Annotated in this window: 11 protein-coding genes; 8 read left to right on the top strand and 3 right to left on the bottom strand. The window is 46.5% G+C overall.

Going from position 1 to position 14,472, the window contains the following annotated elements:
• Positions 1-278 precede the first annotated feature (278 nt).
• Genes T538_RS0100060 through aroB form a run of 3 tightly spaced genes read right to left on the bottom strand, consistent with a single transcriptional unit; the run spans position 279 to position 5,498 of the window.
• Positions 279-3,197: a TonB-dependent receptor gene (locus tag T538_RS0100060; RefSeq protein ID WP_031533011.1), complete on the bottom strand. Its 2,919-nt coding sequence runs from the start codon at positions 3,195-3,197 to the stop codon at positions 279-281.
• 51 nt (positions 3,198-3,248) lie between these two features.
• Entirely contained in the window at positions 3,249-4,391 is a 1,143-nt protein-coding gene (locus T538_RS0100055) for an AraC family transcriptional regulator (protein WP_031533013.1), read from the bottom strand.
• A 48-nt stretch (positions 4,392-4,439) separates the two neighbouring features.
• Positions 4,440-5,498, bottom strand: coding sequence for a 3-dehydroquinate synthase (gene aroB, locus T538_RS0100050; RefSeq protein WP_031533014.1), 1,059 nt, complete (start codon positions 5,496-5,498; stop codon positions 4,440-4,442).
• Positions 5,499-5,622: 124 nt separating this feature from the next.
• Between aroB and T538_RS0100045 the strand changes: the two genes are divergently transcribed.
• From T538_RS0100045 to T538_RS0100005, 8 genes are all read left to right on the top strand, one after another.
• The gene (locus T538_RS0100045; RefSeq protein WP_031533015.1) at positions 5,623-6,603 is read left to right on the top strand and encodes a BatD family protein; all 981 of its coding nucleotides are present in this window, start codon (positions 5,623-5,625) and stop codon (positions 6,601-6,603) included.
• Between the two features lie 70 nt (positions 6,604-6,673).
• Positions 6,674-8,137: a CCA tRNA nucleotidyltransferase gene (locus T538_RS0100040; protein WP_031533016.1), complete on the top strand. Its 1,464-nt coding sequence runs from the start codon at positions 6,674-6,676 to the stop codon at positions 8,135-8,137.
• A gap of 103 nt (positions 8,138-8,240) precedes the next feature.
• A complete protein-coding gene (locus tag T538_RS0100035; RefSeq protein ID WP_031533017.1) occupies positions 8,241-9,110 on the top strand; it encodes a calycin-like domain-containing protein in 870 nt (289 codons plus the stop codon).
• The gene (locus T538_RS17455; protein WP_051655754.1) at positions 9,110-9,868 is read left to right on the top strand and encodes an HmuY family protein; all 759 of its coding nucleotides are present in this window, start codon (positions 9,110-9,112) and stop codon (positions 9,866-9,868) included. Before T538_RS0100035 ends, T538_RS17455 begins: the two co-directional genes overlap by 1 nt.
• A complete protein-coding gene (locus tag T538_RS0100025) occupies positions 9,861-11,795 on the top strand; it encodes a TonB-dependent receptor plug domain-containing protein (protein WP_031533021.1) in 1,935 nt (644 codons plus the stop codon). The genes T538_RS17455 and T538_RS0100025 overlap by 8 nt, the downstream gene beginning before the upstream one ends.
• 223 nt (positions 11,796-12,018) lie before the next feature.
• Positions 12,019-12,546 carry a hypothetical protein gene (locus T538_RS0100020; protein ID WP_031533023.1) on the top strand — a complete coding sequence of 176 codons (528 nt, stop codon included), beginning with the start codon at positions 12,019-12,021 and terminating at the stop codon, positions 12,544-12,546.
• A 104-nt stretch (positions 12,547-12,650) separates the two neighbouring features.
• Positions 12,651-13,862 (top strand): hypothetical protein, encoded by a 1,212-nt coding sequence (locus T538_RS0100015; protein WP_031540252.1) that lies wholly within the window; start codon positions 12,651-12,653, stop codon positions 13,860-13,862.
• 357 nt (positions 13,863-14,219) lie between these two features.
• On the top strand, positions 14,220-14,472 hold a 253-nt coding region (locus tag T538_RS0100005), incomplete at its 3' end, for a transposase (RefSeq protein WP_031533027.1).

The following is a 14,472-nucleotide window of genomic DNA, read 5'->3' as shown; positions in this document are numbered from 1 at the left end:
GTGGCTTTTACTAATCTTCTGCCAACAAAAAAACTTGCTTGTGTGGGAGATTCATATTATATGTTTGGATTTTGTCACATTTTAACAAATTATTTGTTTGGATTTTGTCAAAAATCGGCGATTTTTTTGTTTGGATTTTGTCATTTTTGAGCGAATTATTTGTTTGGATTTTATCCAAATATGCCTTACATAGCATAAGAAAACGCCTCTGCTCTCCCCTTCCAAAACACATAAAAAACAGAGGTCGAATCTACATGATTCGACCTCTGTAAATATCCTTAGAAACGTCCGCCACCCGGAGGAGGTCCCATTGGACGACCGCCGCCTCTGCCGCCCGTTGGGAAGTCGCCGTAACGCTCGCGCATCTTGTCGCGTGCAGCCTTGCTTCCTATGATGTTAAGGCGATAGATGAAGTGGAGCATACAATAACTGTTTATCGAGTTGTAGCGCGAATCCTGACGGCTTGTTGCCGAGATTGAGCGCGACAGATTGCTCTGCTTACCCAAGATGTCGAACACCTGCAACGTGATGGTTGCCGCATTACCCTTCAGGAAATTCTTTGACACTTGAGCGTTCCACACAAGTTCGTTGGTGTTCATGCTGCTCTCCGAATAGCCTCGGCGGAAGTTGTTGTTGATATCCGACGACAAGGTTATTGACCAAGGCAAGGTAAAGTTGACATTCAGGCCATACGAATAATCGTAGATATTCTGGTTGTTACTATTCTTCTGCGCCTCGCTCTCCGAGTGAGAGTAGTTGATGCTTCCGTTAGCCGTTACATCGAGCCAATTGTTTCGGTAGCCAAACGACAAGCGTTCAGCCAGCGTTGAGTTCTGTGTTGAATACTGCTTGCAGTACTTGCCCATTGAGTAGAAATCAATGTCAGACACATCTACACCCGAAATCTCGCCTGTATACGACTCATAGTTCTGGTATCTTGCCGAAGAACTTGAGTTGAGCGTAAGTTTGTTGTCGAGGAACGCCACGTTGTAGTTAAGGTTCACGCTTCCGTTCCAGTTACCGTTAATGTTGTCGTAGCCCGTGTAAGTAACACCGTTTGTGCTGTTGTAAAGTTCTGTACGAGCCACATCGTCCTTGCTGAAACTTGCATTGATGAAGGCTACAATACTGCTCTGCTTGCTCGTGTTGTAGTTGTTATACATCAAACGGAAGTTATTTGTGAACGATGGCAGCAGCGTTGCGTTACCAAACTTGATGTTTGTAGGGTTACTATAGTCGGTAATAGGCAACAGATAAGTCATTGACGGCTGACTTGTGTTTCCACGATAAGTAAGTCTGAGCTGATGCGTCTTTGTGAATCGGTATCTGAAGTCCATTCGTGGAGAGAAGTTCGTAACATTTCGCTTTATGTCGTAGTTCTTTCCTGCCTTTGTGTAGAGCATGTTACTGCTCTGTGGCTGAAGAACCGCTCCGATGTTGAATCTGAACTTGCTCTTTACAATGCGCAACATCATGGTGATGTCGTTGATATAGTTGCGATATTCAGCCGAATTGCTGAGCGTATCTACAAGCGAGTTTGCATATCCAGTTGGCAGAGAGCCGAACTCACCAGTATATCCGGCAACATCGTAGGTATTCTTGCTGTTGTCCTGAGTCTTGTATGTGTATCGGTATGTAAGCTGCAAGTAACCGCCCTTGAAGATAGGCTCGCTGTAACCAATCTGACCGTAATAAGTCCACTGGCTGTTTGGTGCGTTATAGTACTGGTTTCTGTAATAAACAGAATCAAGTCCCATAAAGTTACGAAGCTGGAAATAGTTGATTTGAGAGTTGTCGTACTGCTCCAACTCGCTGTCTGAATATGAGATTGAGCCTCGTGCCGTGATGTTTCTGCCCTCCTTGCCGAGTTTGCGGTTAATCTGGGCATCTGTTCCAACCTTCAGGTTATTGCCGGTAGAAAGCGACTTGCTTATGTTTCGGTTCACACGGTCGGTTTCGCCCCATGCTATAGACTCGTTGGTTACATCCTCCAGAGGGTCGTTGGTTAGTTCGTAAGGGCCAATCTTGAATGTAGCCGATGATGACTGTCTTGTGCTCTCGCTCTCTGAATAAGAGAATGTAGGGCGAAGCAAGATGTTCCAGTTGTCGTTTGGCTTCCATTCAAGGCGGAAGTCAGCTCCGAAAGAGCCGTTGCAATTGAGCGTTGACGACAGCGACTTAGAATAAGACGTTGTTCCAGCCGACAGACGCTCTGAATAAGTGTCGCTCTTAACATCGCCGTCGGTGTGAGAGTATCTCACGTTTCCGCCAACCTCGAGTTTCTTAGTGCTCTGAGCATAGTTTATACCGATGTTCTTGTTAGCCTGCAAACCGTTGCTTCCGCCAAATCCGCCGCCAGCGAAACCGCGGTCGCCCGTATTGTTTGCCGAGCCGAATACCGAAATCTGCTGATTGTCGCGGAATCGGTTAACCATCAGCTTCTCCGAATATCTGTGCTTTGTTCCGGCAGAGAGGTCGAAGTTTCCGAACCAGCCTTTCTTCATGTCTTTCTTTACGGTGAGGTCGAGAACAGTCTCCTCCTCGCCGTCGTCGATGCCTGTGATTCGTGCTTGGTCGCTCTTCTTCTCGTAAGCCTTGATTTTCTCTACCATCTCGACAGGCAGATTCTTCATTGCCACCTTTGTGTCGCTACTGAAGAACTCCTTTCCGTCGACCATAATCTTAGAAACGCTCTTTCCGTTGATGGTGATAGAGCCGTCTTCGGCAACCTTCGCTCCCGGCAGTTTCTTCACAAGTTCCTCGAGGGCTGAGCCTTCGGGAATACGGAAGGCAGCGGCGTTATACACAACCGTATCTTCTACCACCTGAACCTTTGCTGCCTGAGCCGTAACAACCGCCTCTTTCAGCATTATGGCATCGACCGCCATTCTGAAACTGCCGATGTGATGCTTCTCGGCGGTTACACTAACGTTTCGGGTTTGCGTAACATATCCGATGAAGGATACCTTTGCAACGTAGTTACCAATACTCACACCTTGAACCGAAAAACGGCCGTCATTTCCGCTCACCGCACCAGCCACAAACGAGCTGTCTTTTGGGTTGAGCAACTGCACAGTAGCCTGAGGCACAGCCGTTTTCGTTTCTCTGTCGATTACCGAGCCTGTAACGTTCACCTTCTGCGCGAAGGCAAAAGCCGCTACGGTCATCAGCAAAAACGACGTAACAAACCTTTTCATAATTAAAATTGTAAATTAAAAATAATTTGAAATTAATAATATGTTTTAGTTTCACTTTGTGTTCTTTTCAATCCATTGCGAAGGCGTTGTGCCCTCGCGCTTTACAAACTCTCTCACAAAAACGTGATATGAGGAATAGCCGAGTTCGAACGACAAGTCGCCCAAGTCGGTATTCTTTTTTTCTTCGAGCATGCGCTTCTTGGCCTCCTGCATACGCATCTTGCCAATCCAGTCGTAGAAACTTATGTTGGCTCTCTTCAAGTAGTTGAGAATGGCAACCTGCGAGCAAATCACATCCTCGCTCATGCGCACCACATTTATGTTAAACTGAGTGTAGCCGCGTCTCTGCTTCCACTTCTCAATCTTCTCGTCAATCTTCTCGGTCGAGCCCATCTCCTCTTCAAGTCTCATCCTCAGACTTTCGGGTGCCTCGATTACCGAACTGATGTCGAAATATGTTATCGGATACATCAGATACGAAACCACGAAGATGAACATGAATGTGAGCAGCACAACAACAAAGAACACGAACAGAGTCTGCGAGTTTACCGCCACGCACACGATAGCCAGAATTCCCACCATAATCGCCCCGTAGAAAGCCGAGCGCACCCACGGAAGGCTGTATCTCTCTGCCTCGGAGAAGAACATGTCGATTATCTCCTTGAACTTCTTTCGGGTAGACTCGATAAGAATGGCATATTTCAGGAACAGGAATACAGCCACGGCAAGCATCACCACTCGCCAGTACATCGCAAACTCGCCAATATGCGTAAGGAAATAGTCTAAATCATAAATCTCCATTATGTTGTTGCGCTCGTGAACAAAGTAGACCAAGATGGCAACGGCGGTAATGCCCACGTCGGCAAGCGCAGTCCTTATACCGATATGCTCGGAGCGGTAGAGCGCGAGAATGGAATATCCGAAGAGAATTATAAACATGAGAATCAGCGAGATAACGTATGGCGACAGAAAGTCGGCATAGACCTGCGGCGTCTCGCCGAAGGCTGAGTTGTACATTCTGAAGCAGTTTCCGACGCTTATAGCCGTAAACGTTACGCCAAACATAATCTTAGAGTCGCGGTACTTGCTCAGTTTGAAACTTCCGGTAGGCCAACACACAAGCATTGTCAAGCCCAGAGCCAGACTGAAAAGGCCGAACAATAGGAATGAATACTGATATATCGTTAATTCCATGATTTTACCTTACAGGTTGTTGATGCTGAGTTCTGAAAAGTTGTCTTGTTATCCAACTGTTTCTCTGAAAAAGTCGAGCATCTCGAAAATCTCTTTCTTGTCTGCGCTCTGATTTATGCGGATGTCTCCAATCTCTCCCATCAGCGTGAAGTTGATGATGCCGGCGGTATTCTTCTTGTCGTGCGTCATCAGTTCGTAGAGCCGGTCGTACTGTTTGCAGTCGAACGCGAACGTTCCGTAGTACTGCTTAATGTAGTCTACCGTCTGTCGGAGTTTATCCTTCGGGAAGTCGGTCTTCACGGCACTCAGATAGAGTTCGCACACCATTCCCCACGCCACGGCATATCCGTGCAAGACAGGACGGTTTTCTTCAAGAGCCAGACTCTCGAAGGCATGTCCGGCTGTATGGCCAAGGTTCAGAGCCTTGCGTATACCCTTCTCGAACGGGTCTTCCTCAACAATTCTTTCTTTTATGGCAACACTTGTGGCAACCATCTGCTGCAAGTGCTTGTAATCTACGTTCTGAAGGTCGAAGTTAAGAAGTTCACTCCAGTTCTCGGTATTGCTTATCACGCCGTGCTTCAGCATCTCGGCATAACCCGATGCAATGTTTGCCGCGTCGAGTGTCTTCAGGAATTCGGTATCGAGAAGAACCGACGATGCCGGGCTGAACACGCCAATCTCGTTCTTCAGTCCGTTAAAGTTGATGCCAGTCTTTCCGCCAACCGAAGCGTCGACCATAGCCAGCAGCGTTGTAGGGATGTTAATGTAATTTATGCCTCGCTTAAAGGTCGATGCAGCAAAGCCGCCAAGGTCTGTAACCATTCCTCCGCCGAGGTTTATCATAAGCGAGTGGCGTGTTCCGCCGTTGTCGCCCATCTGCTTCCATACCGAGGCTATTGTTTCGAGATTCTTGTGCACGTCGGTTGCTCCGATAACGATGTGTATTGCATCTTTCAGACACTCGAATTTCTCAATCATGGGCCAGCACAATTCCCTTGTGGTGACATCCGTAAGGACGAACAACTTGTCGTGCGGACACTTCTCAACTGCGTGTGCAATACTCTGCTCAAGATTCTCTGAAATGATAATTTCTTGCTTTGCCATTATTTTTAATTACATTTTTAAAAGAAACAACATTGCAAATGTAACAAAAAAATTCTTTTCTGTAACCTTAGCATTTGCCTTTATAAAAAAAAGTTTAATTTTGCTCCGTTTTTATATATCAACGATGATAAAATACATTTTTTGCCAAATCTTAGTCATTCTGATAGGAATTTTGCCAGTTAGGGCGATAGATGCAACGGTTCGTAGAGTTTCGTTCAGCGTAAAAGCCTCGGTTAGCGACAGCGTTGTCTGCGTTGGGCAGAAGATTCACCTTAGATTCGAAGTACAGACGAAAGACAATGTTTCGTTCGATTTTGAAGATGGCGACGTGCAAAACATGAAGATTGTTTCGGGACCGATGCATAGCAGCCAAAGTTCAATATCCGTTCAGGGCGGAAAGAGAGTGGAAAAATATTCGCAGATTTACACCTACATTCTCGAAGCCATCCAGAAGGGCAGCACTACCATTCCGGCAATTGTATTCAAGACCGACTCGACCATGTCGTTCTCGCATCCGATAGCAATCCAGATAAATCCCGCGCCAAAGCAAGAAAAGCAGAAAGAGACAGAAAAGAGCACGGTCTCTGACGATGAGGTCTTTGTTGATGTTCAGTACAACAGTCACAAGATTGCCGCGGGCGACAGCATGATTATAAACTACCGAATCTACTCGACTTACGACTTGCAGGAGATTCTCGACGTTCAGGAGCCTACGTTCAAGGGCTACAAGGGGCTGAAGCAGCCTGTAAACAGACTGACGCGCAGACAGGGCTGGGACATCGTGAACGGCAGAAAATACACAACGCTAAACTGGTATCAGTATCTTATAAAAGCACCTAACAAGCAGGGCGAGATTACCATTCCGCAGATAAAGCTGAAGGTTATGGTACGAGTGGTAGAGAGCCAGACTGTCGACCCATTCGACCCGTTCGGCTTCTTCAGCCAGCCTAAATACCGCATCGAGGAGAAGATTATAACCTCGCCGGCAAAGAAAATCAAGGTGGTTGCGCCGGGAAGCATAAAGCAGCAGCCGCAGCAAGCCAAAAAACCTCAGCCAAAGCAGCGAGAACCGGAGATTGACCGCAGCATGCTTCGCGAATTATGATGCTAAGAATGGCAAAGTGAGTCGTATATGCACATTTTTTTGTATTTTTGCAGCCGCAAAACAAAAACGTATGTTAGAACTCACTCAAGAAGAACTTGTTAAGAAGCTCGATCTTCCCATTTTTCACACCATTTCCGAGACTGCCGATGAACTTGGCGTTGAGTGTTATGTCGTAGGCGGATACGTACGCGACATCTTCCTTGAACGTCCTTCGAAGGACATCGACGTGGTTGTGGTGGGAAGCGGAATAAAGGTTGCCGAAGCGTTAGGCAAGAAACTGGGCAAGAGAGCCCACGTATCGGTTTTCCGCAACTTCGGAACGGCTCAGGTTAAGTTCTCAGAAAAGATAAACGGCGAGCGGCACGAGACGGAGGTCGAATTTGTTGGCGCACGCAAGGAAAGCTACAGCCACGACTCGCGCAAGCCTATCGTCGAGGACGGAACTCTCGAAGACGACCAACTGCGACGCGACTTCACCATAAACGCTCTGGCTATCAGCCTTAACAAACCGCGATTCGGCGAACTTGTCGACCCTTTCGACGGTATTCTCGACCTCAGAGACAAGATAATCTGCACACCATGCGACCCCGACATCACGTTCAGCGACGATCCGCTGCGCATGATGCGTTGCATCCGTTTTGCCACCCAGCTTAACTTCTTCATCGAAGATGAGACATTCGAGGCTTTGGAGCGCAACAAGGAGCGCATAAGCATAATATCAAAAGAACGCATAATCGACGAGCTTAACAAGATTATGCTCTCGCCTATCCCTTCGAAAGGCTTTGTTGAGCTTGACCGCTGCGGACTGCTTGCCATCATCTTCCCCGAACTTGTTTCGCTTCAGGGCGTTGAGGTGCGCAACGGACGCGCCCACAAGGACAACTTCTACCACACGCTCGAGGTGCTCGACAACATCAGCAAGCACACCGACAATCTGTGGCTTAGATGGGCTGCCCTTCTTCACGACATAGGCAAGCCGCGCAGCAAGCGATGGGAGAACAACATAGGCTGGACATTCCACAACCATAACTATATTGGCGAGAAGATGATTCCCGAGATATTCAGGAACATGAAGCTGCCGATGAACGAGAAGATGAAGTATGTGAAGAAACTCGTTGGTCTGCACATGCGCCCTATCGTCATTGCCGACGAGGAGGTTACCGACAGCGCAGTACGCCGACTTCTGTTCGAGGCTGGCGACGACATCGACGACCTTATGATGCTCTGCGAGGCTGACATCACAAGCAAGAACGAAGCCAGAAAGCAGCACTTCCTCGATAACTTCAAGCTTGTAAGGCAGAAACTTGTCGACTTGGAGGAGAAAGACCGGATACGCAACTTCCAGCCGCCGGTTGACGGTAACGAGATAATGGAGATTTTCGGCGAGACTCCCGGTCCGTGGATTAAGACGCTGAAGGATACGGTAAAGAATGCCATCCTCGACGGAAAGATTCCGAACGAGCACGATGCCGCCCTCGACCTTATGCTGAAAAAGGCAGCATCGATGGGCAAAACACCGATAAACAAGAATTAAATTAGCAATATTTTTATACAATACATCCCTAAAAATAAGGATTGTGTATATAAATATATCTGTTTACTTTTGCACCTGCAAATTAAAAAACATTAATAATAAAATGAGCAAACTGAAATTCATTCTGATGGCTATCTTCATGGTTATTACATCAGCTACATTCGTTTCATGCGGAAGCGACGATGACGACGATACTCCAGCAGCAGGAGTTGTAACTACAAAGTTCAACGGCAAGATTACTCCAAGCGTTGCCGGCATGGACATACAGTACAACCCTATCGCAGTTGGAGCAACAGCTACTAACAACGACAACAAAACCATCGATATTGACATTGACCGATTCGAGAGTCCTACAACTGGCGGAAAGAGCATCACTTTCGAGGCTTTCAGCGTTAAGGGCGCAAAGGTTACAAGCAACTCTAACGGCAAAATCACTTTCGAGCAAAAAGAGACTACAACGTCAAAGAGCGGTTCTTTCGACATCGAATGTACTTACAAAGGTTCTATCGACAACGGCGTTCTTACATTCAGCATCGAGATGACAAAGGTTGGCTCAATGCCATTCGTTCTTACACTCAACTACGTTTCAGAGCCTCTTACTCTGGCTGAGAAGATTGCAGGCACATACAAGGGCGATGCAGAACTCATGATGATGACTCAGTCTCTCGGAAGCAAGGAGCAGAACATCACCGTTACTGCAGCAGACAAGAACCACATCAACGCTACAATCGATGCCGTTACATACAGTTCGATGACAATCCCTGCCTTCACAATCGAGAACATCGAGATTGAGGAACTCGAGGACGGCACAATAAGCATGAAGCCAATGCAGTTTACAGCAAAGGCCGAGACAATGGAAATAACAGGCGAGATTGTTTCGGGAACTGTAAAAGACGGCAAGGCAAACGTTAAGCTCAACGTTAAGGCTGGCAAGATGCCGATGGTAATCACAGTCGTTTTCACATCAAAATAATGAGGAACAAAAAAATAACAAATACTATAGAAGGAGCGGCAATAACATTGTCGCTTCTTCTGTTATCATCGTGCAACGGACTGTTCGACGGAGTGTACGACGAGCCTTCGGAGGGCAACGTCTCGGAGGGCGAATACAACCCTTCGACCCGCCGCGGACGCATCGTCGTTAATGCTTCGACATTCGACAAATGGCATTACATCAACCTGCACGACCGCAGCGTTACGGCTATGGATGTTCCTACGTTGCTAACGGGCGAATGGGACGGCAAATCGGGCATAACGTATCACGAAGTAGATTTGAAGAACGACACCTACACGTTCAGGAAACTTGTCAAGACCGATGCCATGCCCGAGCCGTCGGACTGGGACTTTGCCGTGCATAAGTTCGACTCCCGAATAAAGGACGGCGGCGCATACGAGACAGAATTCACATCGCTCGACGACCTTCCGTCGGCATCGGAATTCAGTAACGTTGTCTTTACCGAAGATGTGTGGAACGAGAACAGCGTGATGACCGACATTTCGGGGATGCTCTCCTACAACATAGGCTATCAGAACAGCCTCAGCAACCCTGTCTTGGGCAAATGGCTGGTGATGGACATCACCACTCCGCCGCCAACATATCATCCTTCGGGAAAGGTCTACATCGTGCGTCTTCACGACGGAACGATGGCGGCTCTGCATCTTGCCAACTATATCAGCCCTAACAATCTGAAGGGATATCTAACCATCGACTACATTTATCCGTATGAATAAAAGACAATACATCGCGCTCGCCTGTCTGCTTGCATTTGCAGCCAACGCAGGCGCGCAGACCGAATATGCCGACTCTGTGCAGATGGAGGAGTTTGTGGTTACTGGCACTCGCACGCTCAAGGTTCTTGCCGAAACGCCTATCCAGACGCGTCTTATCTCGGCAAAGGACATAAAAGAGAGCGATGCAACGAACATAAGCGACCTTCTTCAGCAGGAGATTCCGGGCGTTGAGTTCAGTTATTCCATGAGTCAGCAGGTAAACATGAACATGGCTGGCTTCAGCGGTCAGGGCGTGTTGTTCCTGATTGACGGCGAGAGGCTTGCCGGCGAGACGATGGACAATACCGATTTTCAGCGCATAGACATGAGCAACGTTGAGCGAATAGAGATTGTTAAGGGCGCAGCCTCGGCCCTCTACGGCTCGAGCGCGAACGGCGGCGTTATAAACATCATTACTAAGGACAAACAGAAATCGCTATTCAAGATAAACGCCAACGCGCGAATAGCGGCGCACAACGAGCAACGATATGGCGCAGGCATCGGCATAAGCAAAGGCATGGCAACAAACACCCTGAGCATACAGCACACAAGAATAGACACTTACGATGTGCACAGCGCCGAGGGCGGTCTGTCGTCGAACATCGTTAGTAGCGTGTACGGCGGCAGAACATGGAACTTCAAGGACCATCTTGTGTTAAAGCCTTGCGACGGACTGAAGATAACGGCAAGAGCCGGATATTTCTTCAGAGAGAGGCTCTTCAACCTTCTTCTGCCCGACCGCTATCGCGACTACTCGGCTGGTCTGCGCGCCAAATACCGCATTTCTGAAAATGACGACATCGAGGTTTCGTACAGTTTCGACCAGTACGACAAGAGCGATTTTCAGAAACTGGCGAAACTCGACATTCGCGACTACAGCAACGTGCAGAACATTGTGCGCGGACTTTACAACCACTCGTTCGGCACGCGCAACACGCTTACCGCAGGAGGCGAGTTCATGCGCGACTATCTTAGCAGTTATCAGTTCGACGACGGGGCGAAGGTTCAGAAATCAGCCAACGTCTTTGTGCAGGACGACTGGGAGATAAACCGCCAATGGGAAATAATAGGCGCGGTAAGATTCGACTATTTCAGCAACGGGAAGACGAGTCGTGCCACAACCAAACTAGGCATCTGCTACAAGCCAAGCAGCCGTCAGACATTCCGCGTGTCGTATGGCGAAGGATTCCGCACGCCTACCCTGAAAGAGCGTTTCATGAACTTCGACATGCTCGGCACAGGCAGCATCTACATCCGCGGAAACAAGGATTTGAGGCCCGAGACGAGCCACAACTTCAATGCCTCGGCAGAGTTCTACCTGAGCCACTACACGCTTAGCGTTACGGGCTTCTATAACAAGGTGAGCAACCGCATAACAACGTCGTCGCCACAAACCGATGCCGAAAGCAATCAGCAATACATGAAGTACATGAACATAAGCAACCTGAGCATCTACGGAGGCGAACTAACGGCACAGGCGCAATGGGCTTGCGGACTGGGCGCAAAGTTGAGTTATGCCTATTCAAGAGAGGAGTCGAAAGGCACGAGCCTCACGCCTTATCTGCCGGCGCGACCACATTCTGCCACATTCAAACTGAACTACACCCGTAAGTTCTGCAAGAAATACGATTTTACGGCAACTCTAAGCGGCAGATACTTGTCGGCCCTGAACAACAAGGAACTCGACATAACATCATACGTTGTGTACTACATCGAATATCCAGCCTACTCGCTCTGGAAAATCAGTCTGTCGCAGCAGTTTGCCAAGGGCATCAGCCTCAACCTTGCGCTCGACAATCTGCTGGGCTACAAGCCTAAGTACTACTATTACAACGCTCCGCTTACAACAGGGCGCAACCTTATGGCTGGCATGAGCTGGAACTTGTAAGTTGAAAATTTAAACTTGAAAGTTGAAAATTCAGAATTGACAATGGACAGTTGACAATTTTCTTTTGAGGAATCCCTGTTTCTGTTTCATCAAAAAACAGAAATGGGGATTTTCCTTCTGATAATTAGGGATTTTACATTTGCTTAGGATTTTTCTCCCTATATCTTTGCAGCAGTTAAAGCAAACAAATCTACATTTTTTACAATACTAAATTTTAACAACAATGAAGACAAGACTTTTTTTCCTCGCTGCTGCATTCGTTACAGTAATCACAGCAAACGCACAGAAGAACGACAACGCACGACAGATGCGCGAAAGACCATCGGCCGAACAGATGACAGAACAAAGAGCCAAGAAGATGTCAGAAACACTTCTGCTCGACGACAAGACAAGCGAGAAGTTCATTCCGCTCTACAAACAGTATCTTACTGAGCTACAGGCTGTACGCCCCGAAAGACGAATGAAGCGCGACGGCAACAATCCTAAGGAGGCAAAGCAAGAGATGACCGAGGAGCAGATTGCCGAAAGAATCAAGGAGAGTTTCGCCAACGAACGCAAGGCTCTCGACATCAAAGAGAAGTATTACAAAGATTTCTCGAAGATTCTGAACCAGAAGCAGATTGAGAAAATGTACCGAAATGCCAACGCCTTTGCCTTTGGCAGAAACGGACAGAACCCGGGAAAGATAAACGTCCCTCACGGCAAAAAGAACGGCAAGAAAACCGAGAAAACAGAAAACGCAAATAAGTAAAACTAAAGAATCTCAAGTAACACAAAATAGACACATTACCTTATATAAATCCAAGTAGGCATCTTTTACAATACTTCGGTATTGTTTAAGATGCCGTACTTTTTATGCCTACTTCTGCCCCTCAAAAGTTAAGAAATGTAAATGTCTTTGCCGCCTCTTTATTTTTGGATAGCTTTGCAAAAAGAAAAAAACATAAGACTATGTGGAAAGAAACTAAGGTTGTAAAGAACGTTGAATATTACAATTTTGATGCCCGATTTGGAGCGTACGCAACAAATGTGGGTGATGGAAAGTCCATGCTTTATATTGGAGGCAAGGAGATTCCGATATGCGAGGCTATTTCTGTTTGTAGTTATGATGATAAGGTTGTTGTTCAGACAGAGTCAGAGGATGGCAACAGTTATTATGACATTAGGTTGTATAGCAAAGATGGTGAATTGTTGAATGTAGTAAAGAATACATTTTGTATACGCAGAGAACCAAATATTCGCTACAATAATGTTTTTACATTTAGGAGTGATGACAATATACGTTATGCCAATCTTGTTGATATTGAAACTGGTAATAAGATATTCGAAAAGGATTATCCCGATGTACGCGAGGTCTTCAACAACATGATATTTTGCAAGCAAAGTAACAGAAATGTTATCATTCGCTACGATTGGGATGGCAGCATTATGTGGCAACGTGACTATCAGCCAGACTTCAATACAAAAATAAGCCTGCAGCTTATTGAAGGTGTCTGTGGTGGCAAACTTTGGGTGAAATCGAAGTATGACGGACATGAGATTCTCCTTGCCATAGATGTGAATACTGGCAAACTTATAAAGGCATTTTCCGATTCCGAAGAAGATACAGATTTGCCACATTGCGATATAGGTGATATAGGTGATGCATACTTAAATCTTGAAAGCAATCACATTCTGGTTGTGACGAGTGATAAAGAAGGCAATGATTTTTTGAATTTCGTAGATGCAAAAACTCTTGAAGTTTTTGAAAGAACACCCTACTCAATTGATTATGACTATGATAATGGCAAGGAAGATAGCCTTGGTGGTATCACAGGTTTCCAAAGTGATTATATAACTTTTTGGCTAGAGCGTTATCATGTCGATAGTATGCCTTCGGGATTTGTTGTATATAATTACAATAAAAAAGAAGTTGTGTTTGCACATAGATTGTTCACCCCAGAACAAACGGGAAAAGGCAGATATTTACGAGGCAATACAACAAGAATCCCATTTTATAACAATGGGCTAATTTTTGTTCATGATAATTGTGATACCCTTCACATCTTCGAGGATGTAAAAGAGTAGCAATAAACGCGAGTTTGTAACTTGCATTGTCGTTCAGCGACAAGATGTTACGCATAGAAACGGTACATACTCGTTATGGATTTTTTCAGCGGTGGGAATTGCAAATTCCCAATTTTACCCAAGCCGAATTCGGAAATTCGGCTTAACTGAGCCCCTTTGGTAGCAAGCGAACATAAGTCTGGCGACAAATTCGGCGTAACGAGGAAATCATCGGTAGCAAACAAAAGGAGTTAGAGCAGCAATTTCGGTTTTAAGAAAAAAAATGAGTACAAGAAAGTCGTATATGAAAAAAGTAAAATGATAATCCGCAATATCCCCAAATGTGTTATCTTTGCAATTGAAAAAAATCATAGTCAAATGAAGTTGTTGGATTTTGCAAAACATTTCGACAGCGAGGAAGCTTGTGAGAAGTACCTCAAGGAAACTCGCGAAAAAGAAGGTATAAAGTGCAGCCGCTGTGGCTGCGAGAAACAGTACTGGAACCGTTGCCACAAACGCTGGATGTGTGCCAAGTGCGGACATGAGACTACCCTCAGGTCGGGCACGGTTATGCACGGCAGCAACCTTCCACTGCTATACTGGTTCACAGCCATTCACTTGCTCACGTCCA

This window comes from Bacteroides sp. Ga6A2 (assembly GCF_000702225.1).
Taxonomy (GTDB): Bacteria; Bacteroidota; Bacteroidia; order Bacteroidales; family Bacteroidaceae; genus Ga6A1.
The sequence above is the reverse complement of the archived record's forward strand: the minus strand, read 5'-3'. Positions and strand labels throughout refer to the sequence as shown.